The following is a 14,974-nucleotide window of genomic DNA, read 5'->3' on the forward strand; positions in this document are numbered from 1 at the left end:
GTTGCAGATAGTTCGATTACCCCTTGCCGACGGAGAGCCGTCCACACAGGGTCGGGAGCCGACAGTCGCCTGAGGGTGGGAAGCCGCCATCGCGAACAAGGCCGCCGGCCTGATCAACCGGGCTCCCATTACAGAAGCAATGGACATGCCGTGTTGCGCGGCGAGAAGGCTTCCTGCGACGCGCAGGCCCGCGAGCCGGGCGCGAAGAACTGCTCCCGATCAGCGCTCACGCCGGTAATGCATGGCGACCGCGCCGTTGCGGAGCGGCCTGGCCGAGATCAGCTCCAGCCGTCGCGTTCCGGACAGCCCCCCCTGGTAGAGAGTCGGGCCGTGGCCGGCGATCCTGGGGTGGACGAGGAACCTGTACTCGTCGATCAGATCCAGCCGGTCCAGCTCGGTCGCCAGCTTGCCGCTGCCGAGGAGCACGCCGGCCGGGGTCGCGTCCTTGAGCCTCTGCACGCTCGTGCGCAGGTCGCCGTCGATGTGGCGGCTGTTGGTCCACGGGAAGTCCGTTCGCGTCGACGACACCACGTACTTCGGCTTGGCCTCCAGCTTGACCGCCCACTCGTGCAGCGCCGGCGGCGCTTCCACCTCGCCGCGAGCGACCGCCGGCCAGTAGCTCTCCATCATCTCGTAGGTGATGCGGCCCCACAGCATCGCCCCGCCCTCGTCCATGAGGCGGGTGAAGAAGGCGTGCGTCTCGTCGTCGGCAATGCCCTCCTGGTGGTCGATGCAGCCGTCCAGGGTTACGTTGATGCTGAAGGTCAGGAGTCCCATTCGGCGAGTTTAAGCCAGACGCTTGAAGAGATGTAGCGCACGGCCCGCGTTATCGAACTTCTACGGGCCGGAATCCTCTCCGCTGACATAGAGACTCTCGCCCCCTCCAACCCGCCCTTTCGGGGACAGGATTCCGCTACTCCCGCCCCGTCTGACAGGCGCCTGATCGCCGCAAAACCGGCCTGCGACCGTTTCTGACGCAGGCCCGTGCAAAATAGCCAAATGCCCGCCGGGCCTGGTCTTTGACACTGTCGAACCCGCCGCCGCCACCGCCCAGGGGCCGGCGAACCGTCCTCCGCAGGCAATGCCTGTTCTGCTGGATTGCCGTTCCACTTTTTTTCCCGGGACTACGAGACTCTCTGCCCGTGGACGACCTGCGGGCGGCCAAAAATTCCGTGCATCCCCGCGAAGGCGGGGACCCAGGCTTTGGCTTCATCGCCGCCGCCGGACTGAGCGCTGGTTCGTTCAGCCGGTCGGGCTGCCGCTCAAACCTGGGTCCCCGCCTTCGCGGGGATGCACGGGGTTTGGGATGGCCTACCCCCGCAGCACCTTCAGCAACTGCGGATGCAGTTCGGAGTTCGAGGCCAGGATCTGCGCCCCCGTTTCCGGCCGTCCTTCGCCGTCAATGGTGGTGACCACCCCGCCCGCCTCGGTGACGAACAGGATGCCCGCCGCCACGTCCCACGGCTGCAGGTTGCGCTCATAATAGGCGTCGTACCGCCCGGCCGCGACCCAGGCGAAGTCCAGCGCCGCCGAACCCAGACGGCGGATGCCCGCGACGCGCTGGCCGATGGCGTGGATGTCCTTGATGGCCTGGGCGTGGCCCGTCTTGCCGATGAAGGGCAGGCCCGTGGCGACCAGGCTTTCCGACAGGTCGCGGCGCCCCGCGACGCGGATGCGCTGGTCGTTCAGATAGCAGCCCTTGCCCTTTTCGGCCCAGAACAGCTCGTTCATGACGGGGTTGTAGGTCACGCCGGCGACGATCTCGGACGTCCCGTCCGGCGCGGTGCGCTGCAGGCCCACCGTGATGGCGAAATGGGGCATGGCGTGCATGAAGTTGGTGGTGCCGTCGATCGGGTCGACGATCCACATGTGGGACTTGTCGGTCCCCTCCATCATGCCGCGCTCCTCGCCCAGGAAGCCGTAGCCCGGGCGGGCCTTCATCAGCAGTTCGTACAGGGTGTCCTCGGCCCGGATGTCGGCCGCGGTGACGAAGTCGCCGGGCCCCTTGCGCGACACCTGCAACTGGGCGACCTCGCCGAAGTCGCGCAGCATCGGGCGGGCGGTCTTGCGAACCGCATCGATCATGACGGAAACGAGGGCGGAGGCGAGGGCCATGGGGATCTCCTGGTCCGCATGTCCTGAAAAGGCGCTCGGCCCGGAGATGCGGAGAAGTTCAACGGCCCCGGATGGGGCCGAGTGGTTGGTGGCTAGTGGCCAGTGATGAGTGGTTGAGCGACAAAACCGGCCGCGGCTTCAAGAACCGCAGCCACTAGCCACTAGCCACTAGCCACTAATCACTACTCAGCGCGGCGGACGTATTCGCCCGTCGTGGTGTCGACGATGATCCGCTCGCCCACGCCCATATAGGGCGGGATCATGATGCGGACGCCGTTGTTGGCGATGGCGGGCTTGTAGGAGGACGAGGCGGTCTGGCCCTTCACCGTGGGCTCGGTCTCGACCACTTCCAGGGTGACCTGGTCGGGCAGGGTCAGGCCGATGGGCCGGTCCTCGTGCATTTCGATGACCACCTTCATGCCGTCCTGCAGATAGGCGACCCGATCCTCGCCGACCCAGTCCTTCTGCAGCTCGGTCTGCTCGTAGGTCTGATCGTCCATGAACACCAGGGCGTCGCCCTGCTCGTACAGATAGGAGAACTCCTTCTGTTCCAGGGTGACGCGCTCGACCTTGTCTTCCGACCGGAAGCGTTCGTTCAGCTTGTTGCCGGTCTCAAGGTTCTTGGCCTCGACGTTGGCGAAGGCGCCGCCCTTGCCCGGCTTGACGTGGCTGGCCTTGGTCACGACCCACAGGCCCTTGTTGTGCTCAATGACCATGCCGGGCTTGATGTTATTGCCGTTGATTTTCATGGGGTCTCGGAAAGGGATTTGAGGCGCACCGCATCGGACGCCGACGCGCGCGAGAACGGGCGCAGTCCCTAGAGGATGCCGCGCCATCCGGCAAGGCGCGGGCCTGGGCGCGGCTCTGTCAGTGCACCGTCGGCCGGTGATCGGCCTTGCGCTGGAGGAAGTTGGCCAGGCGCACGCGGCCCCCCGTCGGAGACGCCAGCTTGCCCGCGCCCTCGTCGAGCTTGCGCGCCTCGTGAGCGAAGGCGGCGGCCAGCCCCGCCGACGACATGGCGGCGGCGATCTGCAGGCCGCGGCTGGTGGGGCGCAGGGCGATCCACACCGCGTTCAGCGCCTGGGCCGCGGCCCACAGGCCCATGGCCGTGGTCCTTTCAGGCCGGGCCGGCGCGTTCCAGACCCGCACCGCCGACAGGGTCGTCACCGAGAACACGGCCGGCAGGATCAGGCTCAGCGGCCCGCGCGGCCGCTCGGTGATCGGGCCGTCATCTTCGCCCATGTGCATTCGCCTCGGCTGGATCGTGCTCCGCGCCAGCAGCGTGGCCCCGAGGGCGAAGCCCAGCGTCACCGCCACGCCCAGGATGACATGGCCGATGTCGCGTTCGTTGGCGTTCAGAAAGTCGCCGGCGGCGTCGCGCGCGTCGTCGAGGATGTCGTCGATATCGGTCACGCATGGCTCTCCCTGTCTGCGGACAGACAATGGCGCGGCGGCTTTGCGGTTCCGTCAGGCGTCGTCGTCGGCCGGGGCCAGATCGGCGGCGTCGAACCCGTAGTCCAGCAGGTCGCCCGGCTTGCAGTCCAGCGCCGCGCACAGCCGCGCCAGGGTGCGGAACCGGATGCCCTTCACCTTGCCCGAGCGGAACAGCGAAAGCTGGGTCTCGCTCAGCCCCACCTCGGCCGCCAGATCGCGCGCCTTCAGGCCCTTCTTCACGATCAGGGCGTCGAGCGTCACGCGGACAGGCATCAGATCATCTCGTCCAGCTCGGCCTGGACCCGGCCGGCCTGGTCGATGACGCGGCCCAGCAGGAAAAGAGCGCCGCCGGTCATGCCCAGGGTCATCCCCGCGACGTCGAAATGCAGAAAGCCGCCGCGGCCATGCTCGATCAACCGTACGAGGTTGGATACGACGAACACGCTCAGCACCCCGCCGAGACCGAGCGACAGCCCCACGCGGCGCAGGGCCGAGGACAGCGTCGGCTGGATCAGACGCCCCTTGGCCAACTGACCCATGGCTGATCCGATCGACCAGACGCCGAACAGATAGAAGGCCGTCGGGCTGAACCAGATCAGGCCGGCGATGGCGCCGGGCTGCAGAGGGGGGCGGCCTTCGCGCAGCCAGAAGATCAGCGGCGCACCGATCCAGGTCAGGAGCAGGCCGCCGCCGACGGTGGCCACCATGAAGACCGCCAGCCAGCGGAACTGGCCGCACATGCGGCGGAAACGGACGAGATCGGTCTGGCTCATACGGCGCTCCGGGGCACGGAATTCATGTCTGATCTTTAATCTTGACTTAAAGACTCGAGTTTCGCAACTTTATATAAGACTTAAACGAAAGCGAGCGCGCCGTCATGACAGCCGCCATCGAAACCAGGGCCCTGACCCGCTGCTTCAGTCGCCGTCGCGCCGTCGACGCGGTGTCGATGACCGTGCCGGATCGCGCCGTCTACGGCTTCCTCGGGCGCAATGGCGCGGGCAAGACGACGACGCTGAAGATGCTGCTGGGCCTGATCCGCCCGACCTCCGGCTCGGCGCGGATCGCCGGGATCGACGTCGCCGGCGACCGGATCGGCGCGGCGCGGAAAGTCGGGGCCCTGCTGGAGGCGCACGGCTTCTACGCCAATCTGACCGGGCGCCAGAACCTCGACCTGACCCGCACCCTGCTGGGGCTGCCGGCGTCCGAGATCGACCGCGTGCTGGAGGTGGTGGAGATGACCCCGAACGCCCGGCGCCGCGTGTCGGACTATTCACTGGGCATGCGCCAGCGGCTGGGCCTGGCCCGGGCCATGCTGGGCGCGCCGCCGGTGCTGATCCTCGATGAACCGACCAACGGCCTGGACCCCGACGGCATCGCCGACATGCGGCGCTTCCTCAAGGACCTGCCCGCCCGGACCGGCGCCACGGTCCTGCTGTCCAGCCATCTGCTCGGCGAGATCGAGCAGATCGCCACCCATGTCGGCATCATCCATGACGGGCGGCTGGTGCTGGAGGGGGAGCTGGCGCGGATCAAGGCGGACCTGGCGCCCGAGATCGCCCTGCGCATCGACGACGTCGCTCGCGCCTCGGCCGTGCTCAAACCCTTCGACCTCGCGCTGTCCCCGGCGGACGGCGGGCTGGTCGCGCGGCTGAGTCCCGGAGACGACCCTGACGCCGCTGTCCCGGCCATGACCCGCGCCCTGGTCGAGGCCTGCGTCGCCGTGTTCGCGATCGGCGCCCGCGCCCGCTCGCTGGAGAGAATCTACCGCGAGGCGTCCACCCCCGCCCCCGTCACTCAGTCCCAGCCGGAGCTCGTCTGATGCTCGCCGTCCTGTCCGTGGAGTTCCGCAAGCTGAACCGGTCGCTGGCCGTCCTGCTGGCCGTCGCGGCGCCGTCGCTGATCGCCATCTTCAGCTTCTTCAACCTGATGCGCGGCAAGGCGCCCCAGCCGTGGGAGATGTGGATGGTCAGCTCGATCGGCATCTGGGCCTTCTTCATGCTGCCGATGAGCGTCACGGCGCTGACCGCACTGGTCGCCCATATGGAGCACGGGCCGAAATCCTGGGACCATTTGCGCAGCCTGCCCCTGCCGCGCTGGCGGCTCTATGCGGCCAAGGCGATGGTTGTGCTGGCCGTGGTCGCGATCATGAGCGCCTCGACCCTGTTCCTGACATGGGGCGCGGTCACCCTGGCCACGACGATGAAGCCAGCCCTGACCCCCACCGGACCGTTCGATATCGGCGCCTACGCTACGACCATGAGCAGGGTCTTCCTCGCGGCGATCCTGATGGTCGCCATTCAGCTGTGGACCGCCCTGCGGTTCGCCAGCTTCGTGCCGGCCCTGGTGGTCGGCATCGGCGGGACCTTCTTCTCGGTCGTCGCCACCTCTGCGAAGGCGGGCGTCTTCTTCCCGTGGCAGATGCCGGTCAACATGCTGGTCTCGACTCAGGCGTGGCGCGTGAACACAGCCTTGGGGCTGGGCTGCGGTCTTGGTCTGGTCGTGCTGGCCCTCGCCGTCGCCCACCTGGCCCGGCGCGAGGTGCCCTAGTTGCCGGTGGCCGACCTGTCCGGGGCGATCTCGGTCATGGCCGACTGCAGGTAGTTCTGCTCGCCCAGCTGTTCGATCAGCTTGTGCTGCGCCTCCAGGAAGTCGATGTGCTCTTCCGTGTCGGCGAGGATTTCGGTCAGGATCTGCCGGCTGATGTAGTCCGATGCCGCCTCGCACTGGGCGATGCCCGCCAGAAGCGTGTCCCGTCCACCCAGTTCCAGCGACAGGTCGGCGCCGAAACACTCGAAGACGTTCTCGCCGATCTTCAGCTTGTGCAGGTCCTGCATATTGGGCAGGCCGTCGAGGAACAGCACCCGCTTGATGAGCTTGTCGGCGTGTTTCATCTCGCCGATCGACTCGTCGTAGATGACCTGGCCCAGATGCTTCAGGCCCCAGCTCTCGAACATCCGGGCGTGCAGGAAATACTGGTTCACCGCCGTCAGTTCGTTGGTGAGGACCGCATTGAGCGTGCGGATGATCGCGGGATCGCCCTTCATCGTCGTTCTTTCCATCAGCGGCGCGGCGGTCGACCCGACCGTCGTGAATCACCGGCTGTGAGCGCTGGTTTTAGCACGCAACGCCGCCCTGTGTTCATCTGCGAATACTTTTCACGACATTGAAACTGCCAATGAATCTCCCGTGAGGGAGGCGATGCCTATTCGGCGGCGATGGCGAAGGATTCGCGGCTGTCCTGGATCATCTCTCGCATTTCGCAGACACATCTGGCGCACTGGACGGCGCACTGGTTGCGGGCGAAGACATCGCGCGGCCGGGTCGCGCCGGCCTCGATGGCGGCGGCGACATCCCGTTTGCGAAGGCCGTTGCAGTTGCAGACGTACAAGGCGAACCCTGAGGCTTGTTGCGAATGGTTCTTTCTAACAGGCCATCGGCAGCGAATGCAAGTCGTTCGCATTGCCGGAGTTGACGCAGGCGCGCGTCCGTCGCACTTCGCGGCCATGGCCAAGTCCCCCGTCACCCCGCCGCGCCCGCCTTGTCAGCTCTATCTGATCACCCCGCCCGCCTTGCCGGACCTCCCCGCCTTCGCCCGTGACCTCGAGGCGGCGCTGGACGCCGGCGAGGTGGCGGCGCTCCAGATCCGCCTCAAGGACGTGGACGACGCGACGATTCTGGCCGCCGTGGCCGCGCTGAAGCCGATCGCCCAGGCGCGCGGCGTGGCGGTCATCCTCAACGACCGGCCCGATCTGGCGGCGCGCTCCGGCTGCGACGGCGTCCATCTGGGGCAGGGCGACGCCTCTGTGGCTAATGCGCGGGCGATCATGGGCCGCGACGCCATGATCGGCGTGACCTGCCATGACAGCCGCGAACTGGCGATGGATGCGGCCGAGGCCGGGGCGGATTACGTGGCTTTCGGCGCGTTCTTTCCGACGGAAACCAAGACGACCGTCCATCGCCCGGATCCCGAGATACTGACCATCTGGCAGGAGACCGTCGAGACGCCCTGCGTCGCGATCGGGGGGATCAGCACGCGGAACGCGGGCGGGTTGGCGCGGGCCGGGGCCGACTTCGTGGCGGTCAGTTCGGCGGTATGGCGCCATCCGGACGGGCCGGCCGCCGCGGTGCGGGAACTGACCGCGGAGCTCGCGTCAAACGCCTGACCTTCAGGGGATATTAGGAAGCGCGAGCATAAGGAACGACGACTACCTGTCGTTCCAGGACCAAACATGCAGATGAGCCGAGTGCTCGATCCCTTGGAGCCCGCCACCGGCGTCGCAACGTCAGCCGCTCCGCGCGCTCGCGACATCCCGCGGCCCACGAGCGGCGTAGGCCCGCCCCTGGCGCCGATTTTCACGGCGATGGCGGTCATGGTTCTGGTGGTCCTGGCCATCACCTTCGCCCGGTCGGCCGGGGTCGTGGCCGCTCTCTGGGGCGCGGGCGGCTTGGCTGTCGCGGTCTGGCTTCGCACCTCGCGGGGCCCCCTCTACGATCTGTCGTTCGGCGCGCTGATAGCCATGGGCATAGCGGCCGGCGAACTGCTGGCCGGCAATTCGACCCCACTGACGCTGATTTTCACCGTCGCCAACATGCTGGAGATCTATGTCTGCGTTCTGCTGGCGCGCCGGTTCGCTCCCACCCTGAATTTGGCTTCCGTCCAGGGCGCTTGCCGCTTTCTGGTCAGCGCCGCGGTCCTCGGGCCGTTCCCTGCCGCCCTGTTTGCGGGGCTCATGCTGTGGTGGACGAACGGAGCGAACTTCCTGGACACGGTCCAGACCTGGTGGTTCGGCCATGCGCTGGGCGTCGCCGTGCTGTCGAGTTTCGGCCTGGCGCTGACCCGGCGCGAGATCGTGCGATTCCGCGCGCCGGCCCGCGCCGTCGAGGCGGTCGTTCTCCTTGGCCTGCTGACGGCCCTGTGCCTTACCGTCTTCACGCAGGACCTGCCCATCGGCTTCGTCACCATGCCCCTGCTGCTGCTGATCGCCGTCCGGCTCCGGATGCTCGGTGTCACCGCGGCGCTGGTCATCATCTCGATTCTGGCCGTTGGCAGCAGCATGCGGGGCATCGGCCCATACGGCATGGCTTTCCAGGGCCCGGATCGCGCCATGATGGCTCAGCTGCTGATCCTGTTTGGCTATCTGCCAATCATGCTCGTGGCGGCCCTGCTGGAAGAGCGTGACCGCCTGTCGGACCGCGCCAAGGCGGGTCAGGCTCGCGCCGAACGGGCTTCCGAAGCCAAGTCGCGCCTGCTGGCCAATGTGGCGCACGAGATCAAGAGCCCCGTCGGCGGCGTGATCGGGATCGGAGAGCTGTGGAAGACCGGGCAGCTGGGGCCGGTCACGACTACCCAGGTCGAGATGGCCGAGATGCTGGTCAAGACCGCCCGTCAGGTCGAGGCGTTGGCCCACGACCTGCTGGATGTCGCTCGCGCCGAGTCCGGCGCCGTGAAGGTCGAACTGCGGCCCACGGACGTTCCGGGCGTGCTTGAAGATGTAAAACGGGCCGTGGCCCTGCGCCCCGAATCCCAGGGCGTCCGGCTTGAGGTGGTCAGCGAGGGCGACGGTCTGATCGCCCTGGCCGATTCACAGCGCCTGACCCAGGTCATCTCCAACCTGGCCTCCAACGCCGTCAAATACGGCGGGGCCGGCGGCGTCGTCATCTTCCGCGCGAGCAGGATCTACGACGGCGTGCGGATCGAGGTCAGCGACCGCGGCCCCGGCCTGTCGCCCGAGAAACAGGCCCAATTGTTCGAGCCCTTCAACCGTCTGGGCCTCGAGCGGTCGACGGTAGAGGGGCACGGCATCGGTCTCGCCCTGGCCAAACGTCTGGTCGAGTTGCAGGGTGGTTCGATCGGCGTGACGTCGACGGCGGGCGAAGGCGCGGTCTTCTGGGTCGAGATGCCCGCCGCATGATCGCGGCGATCCGCCGCGCGACGGATCGCTTATGGACACTGCGGCCGTACAGGCTCATTCCTGACCCATCAGGTCAGTGAGGATGAAAAACCGTGGAACTCGACGCGCTGCTGCTGTCGCGATTGCAGTTCGCCTTCACCATCGCCTTCCATATCCTGTTCCCCGCCTTCACCATTGGCCTGGCGGCGTTTCTAGCCGTCCTGGAGGGCCTCTGGCTCTGGACGAAACGGGACGCGTTCAAGGTCCTCTACCTGTTCTGGGTCAAAATCTTCGCCCTCAGCTTCGGCATGGGCGTCGTTTCGGGCATCGTTCTCAGCTACCAGTTCGGCACCAACTGGTCCGAGTTCATCCGCCTGACCGGCGGGGTCATCGGCCCGCTTCTGGCCTTTGAGGTCCTGACCGCCTTCTTCCTTGAGGCGTCCTTCCTGGGGGTCATGCTGTTCGGCTGGAAGAAGGTCGGGCCCAAGCTGCATTTCACGGCGACCTGTCTGGTCGCGGTCGGCACCACCATCTCGGCGTTCTGGATCCTGTCGGCCAACAGCTGGATGCAGACGCCGCAGGGCTTCGAGATCATGGCTGATGGCCGGTTCCAGGCGACCGACTTCATGCAGGTCATCTTCAATCCCAGCTTCCCGACACGGCTGGTTCACATGCTGCTGGCCGCGTTCCTGACCACCGGCTTGGTCGTGGGGGCGGCCTCGGCGTTCCGGGTCCTCAAGGAACGGACCCGACCGTCCGTGACGGGCTGGACCGAAAGCCGCATATCGCTGGTCATGGCGATCGGCCTGGTGGCCGTGCTGGCGCCGCTGCAGCTTGTGGCCGGCCACTTGTCGGGCGAGGTGGCGCACAAGCACCAGCCGTCGAAGACCGCGGCCATCGAAGGCTATTGGGAAACCCGCGCCGACCAGCCGCTGCACCTGTTCGGCATCCCCGACCGGAGTGCGCAGAAGAACCATTTCGAGGTGTCGATCCCCGGCGTCGGCAACTGGATCCAGAACGTGCCGAAAGACGAGGTCATCCAGGGCCTGGACGCTTGGCCGCGCGAGGACCAGCCGCCCCCGTTCATTCCGTTCTTCGGTTTCCGGGTCATGGTCGGGCTGGGCCTGCTGATGATCCTGCTGGGCGGCGTCGGCGCGATCCTCATCTGGCGGCGTCGTCTGTTCGAGAGCCCGTGGTTCCTGCGGTTCTGCGTCGCCATGGGGCCGTCCGGCTTCATCGCCGTGCTGGCCGGATGGATGGTGACCGAGGTCGGACGCCAGCCATGGGTCGTCTACGGCGTGCTGCGGACGCGTGATGCCGTTTCGCCGGTGACGGCGGCCGAGGTGGCCGCCAGTCTGATCGCCTACGTCACCGTCTACGCCGTGGTCTTCACCGCCGGCGCCCTGTTCATCCTGCGGCTGATGGCCGAGGGACCGGTGGCGGCCCTGACCGAGCCCGCGTCGCGCCCCGACCGGGCCCCCGGTTCCGCGCTGGCCAAGGCGCCCGAGAACACGACTCCGGGGGAGGGCGTCTGATGCTGGACCTGCCGCTGATCTGGGCCGGACTGATCGCCACAGCCGTCCTGCTTTACGTGATGCTCGACGGCTTCGATCTGGGTGTCGGCATCCTGTTTCCCTTCGCGAAGTCGAAGGAAGAGCGGGACGTGATGATGAACACCATCGCTCCCGTCTGGGACGGCAACGAAACCTGGCTGGTACTGGGCGGCGGCGGCCTGCTGGCGGCGTTCCCTCTGGCCTATTCGGTGCTGATGCCGGCGCTCTATCTGCCCGTGCTGCTGATGCTGGCGGGCCTGATCCTGCGCGGCGTGGCCTTCGAGTTCCGCTTCCGCGCCCGCAACCGGGGCCGCAAATTCTGGACCCAGATGTTCGCCGGCGGCTCGATCCTGACGGCCGTGGCTCAAGGCCTCATCCTCGGCGGCTTCATCCAGGGCGTCACGGTGGAGGACAACCGGTTCGCCGGCGGTCCTTTCGACTGGTTGACGCCCTATACCCTGCTGGTCGCCGCCGGGATCGTGGCCGGCTACGCCCTGCTGGGCGGGGCGTGGCTGATGATGAAGACGAAGGACAGTCTACACGGCGATGCGAAACGCTGGACGCTGATCAGCGCCGCCGCCGTCGGCGGCCTGCTGGCGGCGGTCAGCGTCGCGACACTGTTTATCCATTCGCGCATCGCCAGCCGATGGGGCTTCGACCTCGGCTCGGGTTTGTCGGTCGACTGGGCGCTGCTGGCCCCGCTACTGGTCATTCCGGCCCTTGGCCTGGCCGGCCTCGGGCTGGTCATCGGCATGGCGCGGCGAGGATCGCACCGTTGGCCATTCGTCGGAGCCCTGCTGCTGTTCCTGTCGGGTTACCTGGGTCTGGCCGCCAGCTTCATGCCCTATATCGTTCCCTATGCCTTCAGCTTCCGTCAGGCGGCGGCTCCCGACAACGCCCTCGGTCTGATGCTGGTCGGCACGGCGGTAATTCTGCCCGCCATTCTCGGCTACACGGCCTGGGTCTACTGGATCTTCCGGGGCAAGGTCGATGCGGAGGCCGGCTATCATCATTAGGCCCGAACCGCCGCCCGAGCCGGGCGAGGACAGCGGCCCCCTGTGGCGGCGGCTGGCCTGGTTCTTTGGCCTGGCTGCGGCTGCGTCCGGCCTCACCGCCGCCGTCGCCTATGCGCTGAGGGCCTTGCCGTTCTCGGGCTGAGGCGCGAAGGTCATGTCCATGAAAGTCCGCCTGTTCATTACCGCCGCCCTTCTCTCGCTGGCCGGAGCCGCCCACGCCCAGACCGCTCCGGCGACGCCGCCCGCCAGCGACCTGACCCGTGACCTGAACAGCGGCCCGCCCGTTCCCGCCGCCTATATCGCGCCGACCCCCGCGCCGGTCGTGACGCCCGCGCCGACGACCGCAGCCCCCTCAGCCGCAGCGTCCCCGACGGCCGCCGCACCGTTCACCCGGTCGGGCCCGGCGACCTCCCCGAGCGTGACCTCGTCGGGCCCGACCGCGGAGCCGCCCATAATGACTCCGCCCGAGGCGACGCCGGTCCTGGCGACACCCGCGCCCCAGCCGCGCGCTGGCCCGGTCACGCCGCCCAACTCGACGTCCGCGCCGACATCCGCTCCGGTCGCGGCGCCCGAGCCGGCTCCGTCGCCCCCGCCGCCCAATGTGTCCGCCGTCATTGTGCTGGATACCGCCGCCCGCGCCGCCCTGCCGTTCACCGTGAGCCTGCCGCCGGGCTTCGAGATCGTCACGGGCCGCCCCGGTCCCGACTTCCGCATCTACACCATCCGCCGCGGCGACCAATCGTTCGTCATGGTCTATGCCGGACCGGCGTCGCAGTTCCCGATCTATAGCGGCCAGATGGTCGAGGCCGGTGGCCGGGCCTCGGTGGTCTCGACCGAGACCGGCGTGCGTCACGCGATGGAGCACCTGTTCCAGCGGCCCGACGCCCCGCGCGAAATCCACGTCTGGACCATGAGTCTGGACGGCGCCGACCGGGCGATGGCCGAGGGGATCGCCCAGTCGGTTGACCTGCGCTGACTCCTCAGACCCGACGCACCGGCTGGTCGGCCTGCCCCAGCCCACCCCGCACGCTCCGGCGAAGACCAGCACCTCCTGGCCGGGCGCGGAGACCCATAGTCGCAGCGTCGTCTGACAGGGTTCGCGTCGCCAGTCGTGGGGACGCGCGGGATCGCATTCGACCACCCGTCGCGCCCCACCCTGTTCACTGTGCAGGACGAAGCCGGCCGCCGTCGGGTTCCACCCGACGTCCCGCGCCTCGGTCAGCAACCACAGGCAGTTGAACACGCGACAGTCACCGGGGCCGGCCTTCATAGACGTCGCAGCCGCTGGTCTTGCTGAAATGCCGGCGCCTTTGCCCGTCGGCTTCTCCAGCGCGGCGACGCCCATCAGCTTGCAGGACAGGTCGCAGTCGCCACAACTTTTCGCGGCGGGGGTCAGGTCTCTGACCACACGGCCAGTTCGTTGCCCGCTGGATCGCGGAAGTGGAACCGCCGGCCGCCCGGGAAGGCGAAGATCGGTTTGACGATGTGTCCGCCCGCGGCCTCGACCCTGGCCGCCATGGCCTCAAGGTCACGGGCGAACAGAACGGGCAGAGGCCTGGCTCCGATCCCGGCGTCCGCGTCGAAACCGCCGTCCAGCCCCTGATCAAAGGCCGCATAGGACGGCCCATAGTTCTGGAAGGTCCAGCCAAAAGCCGCGCCGTAGAAGGCCTTCACCTCGCCCAGCGCGCCGCCCGGCAGTTCGAGATAGTCCAGCTTTCCGTCTTCACGCATCGGGATGCTCCATTCACGACGCCATCCGCTTTCGGGCTTGCCACGGGTGCGCGCCCTGCGCAAATCTGAGAATCATTCGCAAGATTGGAGCGGTGCGATGATCGTGCTTGGTGTCGGCCAGACCGGCCTGGTTCGTCTGATGGCCAACGAGCGCCGTCCGCAGCCGGCTGGATCGCCCTTGTCCGGGCTTGTACGCTCAACGGCCGCTCCTAGGCCCGCGTGATCCATCCGTGCCTCGCGCCCCAGGCCAGAACCAGCTCCGGCCAGACGGCCGCGGGCCTTCCCGCGATCAGGCGGATGCCGAAGCCGTGGCCGCCCTCCTCGAACAGATGCATCTCGGTCCGCACACCGGCGGCAGGCAGGCGGTAGCGCAGGATGAAGCAGGTCACGCCGGCAGCCGCGAACCGCCGGGCGCAGTCCAGACCTTCCTTGTCCACCACCGCCCACCTGTAGCCGCCGCCCGGGATCAGCAGCAGCGAGGCGCCGTTCGGCTGCTCGGGCCGGATCACCATCATGAGCGGATCGGTGGTGTACTGGGCGAAGCGGTCATGGAAGGTGGGGTCGGTCGAGCGTTCGACGACGCGGGGCGTCACCGTCACGGCCTCGCCCCCGGGAGCCGTGCCCGGCCAGAGCCGGATGATTTCCTCTGGATCCGGGAGGGCCGACGCCTGGCCCGGCGTCAGCGCTGACGGCTTCGGCGCGGCGGCCAGGGCGGCAAGGCCCAGCGCCCCTCTTCGGTTCAGCAACATCGGTGTCTCCCGCCGGGGAGGCTAGCAGGAAAGCCCCTTTCCGCGAGAGTTCGTTTGGCGCGCCCTGGTGGAGCCTACTCTGGTGAAGCGCTGGCTGCTGGGTCCTCCCGGTTGGTCCATGCCGGTGTGCGAGATCGATCTGTGCGTCGGCGGCGCCCTGCGGTTCGAATGGGCCGATGACGACGGGCGCTCCATGGGTCTGACCAGCGTGTTCCGCGAAATCGCGCCCAATGGCCGGACGGTGACCACCGGGAAATTCGACGAGGACTGGACCGACGGCGAGACCCTCGTGACACAGAGCCTGAACGAGGTTGACGGCGGCACGACCCTGCGCACCCACATTCTGTATGCCTCGCAGCCCCCCCCGTACGGGGCGAAGATGTCCGGCATGACCGACGGAATGGAGGCCGGATACACGCATCTGGACGCCATCCTGGCAGAAATGGCCGCCTGATCGCAGGAACCGACGATGGCGAAGCCTG

At 67.8% G+C, this 14,974-nt stretch carries 18 protein-coding genes and 1 pseudogene; 9 read left to right on the forward strand and 10 right to left on the reverse strand.

Annotated features, from left to right (window positions below; all coding sequences use genetic code 11):
* Positions 1-219: 219 nt before the first annotated feature.
* The 6 genes from PSV23_RS04345 to PSV23_RS04370 form a co-directional block, all read right to left on the reverse strand.
* Complete coding sequence (locus tag PSV23_RS04345) at positions 220-777, reverse strand: dihydrofolate reductase family protein (protein WP_300466296.1); 558 nt, start codon at positions 775-777, stop codon at positions 220-222.
* A gap of 534 nt (positions 778-1,311) precedes the next feature.
* Positions 1,312-2,115, reverse strand: a complete 804-nt coding sequence (locus PSV23_RS04350) for an inositol monophosphatase family protein (RefSeq protein ID WP_300466297.1) — start codon at positions 2,113-2,115, stop codon at positions 1,312-1,314.
* A 182-nt stretch (positions 2,116-2,297) separates the two neighbouring features.
* The gene (efp, locus tag PSV23_RS04355) at positions 2,298-2,864 is read right to left on the reverse strand and encodes an elongation factor P (protein ID WP_300466298.1); all 567 of its coding nucleotides are present in this window, start codon (positions 2,862-2,864) and stop codon (positions 2,298-2,300) included.
* A gap of 118 nt (positions 2,865-2,982) precedes the next feature.
* Positions 2,983-3,528: a tryptophan-rich sensory protein gene (locus PSV23_RS04360; RefSeq protein ID WP_300466299.1), complete on the reverse strand. Its 546-nt coding sequence runs from the start codon at positions 3,526-3,528 to the stop codon at positions 2,983-2,985.
* A gap of 54 nt (positions 3,529-3,582) precedes the next feature.
* Positions 3,583-3,822 (reverse strand): helix-turn-helix transcriptional regulator, encoded by a 240-nt coding sequence (locus tag PSV23_RS04365; protein WP_300466300.1) that lies wholly within the window; start codon positions 3,820-3,822, stop codon positions 3,583-3,585.
* Positions 3,822-4,322 (reverse strand): DUF2975 domain-containing protein, encoded by a 501-nt coding sequence (locus tag PSV23_RS04370; RefSeq protein ID WP_300466301.1) that lies wholly within the window; start codon positions 4,320-4,322, stop codon positions 3,822-3,824. Before PSV23_RS04370 ends, PSV23_RS04365 begins: the two co-directional genes overlap by 1 nt.
* Positions 4,323-4,426: 104 nt before the next feature.
* On the opposite strand from PSV23_RS04370, the gene PSV23_RS04375 reads away from it, so the two are divergent.
* Together PSV23_RS04375 and PSV23_RS04380 are read left to right on the forward strand one after the other, a co-directional pair.
* On the forward strand, positions 4,427-5,371 hold the full coding sequence (locus PSV23_RS04375) for an ABC transporter ATP-binding protein (RefSeq protein WP_300466302.1): 945 nt from the start codon (positions 4,427-4,429) through the stop codon (positions 5,369-5,371).
* On the forward strand, positions 5,371-6,099 hold the full coding sequence (locus tag PSV23_RS04380) for an ABC transporter permease (RefSeq protein WP_300466303.1): 729 nt from the start codon (positions 5,371-5,373) through the stop codon (positions 6,097-6,099). The genes PSV23_RS04375 and PSV23_RS04380 overlap by 1 nt, the downstream gene beginning before the upstream one ends.
* Here PSV23_RS04380 and bfr read toward each other — a convergent pair.
* Both bfr and PSV23_RS04390 read right to left on the reverse strand, forming a co-directional pair.
* Positions 6,096-6,596, reverse strand: a complete 501-nt coding sequence (gene bfr / locus PSV23_RS04385; RefSeq protein ID WP_300466304.1) for a bacterioferritin — start codon at positions 6,594-6,596, stop codon at positions 6,096-6,098. The genes PSV23_RS04380 and bfr overlap by 4 nt on opposite strands.
* Before the next feature lie 158 nt (positions 6,597-6,754).
* On the reverse strand, positions 6,755-6,940 hold the full coding sequence (locus PSV23_RS04390) for a bacterioferritin-associated ferredoxin (RefSeq protein ID WP_300466305.1): 186 nt from the start codon (positions 6,938-6,940) through the stop codon (positions 6,755-6,757).
* Positions 6,941-7,055: 115 nt separating this feature from the next.
* Between PSV23_RS04390 and thiE the strand changes: the two genes are divergently transcribed.
* The 6 genes from thiE to PSV23_RS04420 all read left to right on the forward strand — a co-directional run bounded on the left by thiE (position 7,056) and on the right by PSV23_RS04420 (position 12,988).
* Positions 7,056-7,715, forward strand: coding sequence for a thiamine phosphate synthase (gene thiE, locus PSV23_RS04395; protein ID WP_300466306.1), 660 nt, complete (start codon positions 7,056-7,058; stop codon positions 7,713-7,715).
* Positions 7,716-7,781: 66 nt separating this feature from the next.
* Positions 7,782-9,464 carry a sensor histidine kinase gene (locus PSV23_RS04400; protein ID WP_300466307.1) on the forward strand — a complete coding sequence of 561 codons (1,683 nt, stop codon included), beginning with the start codon at positions 7,782-7,784 and terminating at the stop codon, positions 9,462-9,464.
* Positions 9,465-9,556: 92 nt separating this feature from the next.
* Positions 9,557-10,978: a cytochrome ubiquinol oxidase subunit I gene (locus PSV23_RS04405; RefSeq protein ID WP_300466308.1), complete on the forward strand. Its 1,422-nt coding sequence runs from the start codon at positions 9,557-9,559 to the stop codon at positions 10,976-10,978.
* A complete protein-coding gene (gene cydB, locus PSV23_RS04410; protein WP_300466309.1) occupies positions 10,978-12,012 on the forward strand; it encodes a cytochrome d ubiquinol oxidase subunit II in 1,035 nt (344 codons plus the stop codon). The genes PSV23_RS04405 and cydB overlap by 1 nt, the downstream gene beginning before the upstream one ends.
* A complete protein-coding gene (locus PSV23_RS04415; protein ID WP_300466310.1) occupies positions 11,987-12,154 on the forward strand; it encodes a hypothetical protein in 168 nt (55 codons plus the stop codon). The genes cydB and PSV23_RS04415 overlap by 26 nt, the downstream gene beginning before the upstream one ends.
* A gap of 12 nt (positions 12,155-12,166) precedes the next feature.
* Positions 12,167-12,988, forward strand: a complete 822-nt coding sequence (locus tag PSV23_RS04420) for a hypothetical protein (RefSeq protein ID WP_300466311.1) — start codon at positions 12,167-12,169, stop codon at positions 12,986-12,988.
* A 416-nt stretch (positions 12,989-13,404) separates the two neighbouring features.
* Here PSV23_RS04420 and PSV23_RS04425 read toward each other — a convergent pair whose 3' ends face one another.
* Positions 13,405-13,743 carry a VOC family protein gene (locus PSV23_RS04425; protein ID WP_300466312.1) on the reverse strand — a complete coding sequence of 113 codons (339 nt, stop codon included), beginning with the start codon at positions 13,741-13,743 and terminating at the stop codon, positions 13,405-13,407.
* 209 nt (positions 13,744-13,952) lie between these two features.
* Entirely contained in the window at positions 13,953-14,492 is a 540-nt protein-coding gene (locus PSV23_RS04430; RefSeq protein ID WP_300466313.1) for a hypothetical protein, read from the reverse strand.
* 49 nt (positions 14,493-14,541) lie between these two features.
* Here PSV23_RS04430 and PSV23_RS04435 point away from each other — a divergent pair.
* A pseudogene (locus tag PSV23_RS04435) lies at positions 14,542-14,946 on the forward strand (SRPBCC domain-containing protein); the annotation flags it as partial.
* Positions 14,947-14,974 lie beyond the last annotated feature (28 nt).

The sequence above is a fragment of the Brevundimonas sp. genome, from assembly GCF_029946145.1.
Taxonomy (GTDB): domain Bacteria; phylum Pseudomonadota; class Alphaproteobacteria; order Caulobacterales; family Caulobacteraceae; genus Brevundimonas.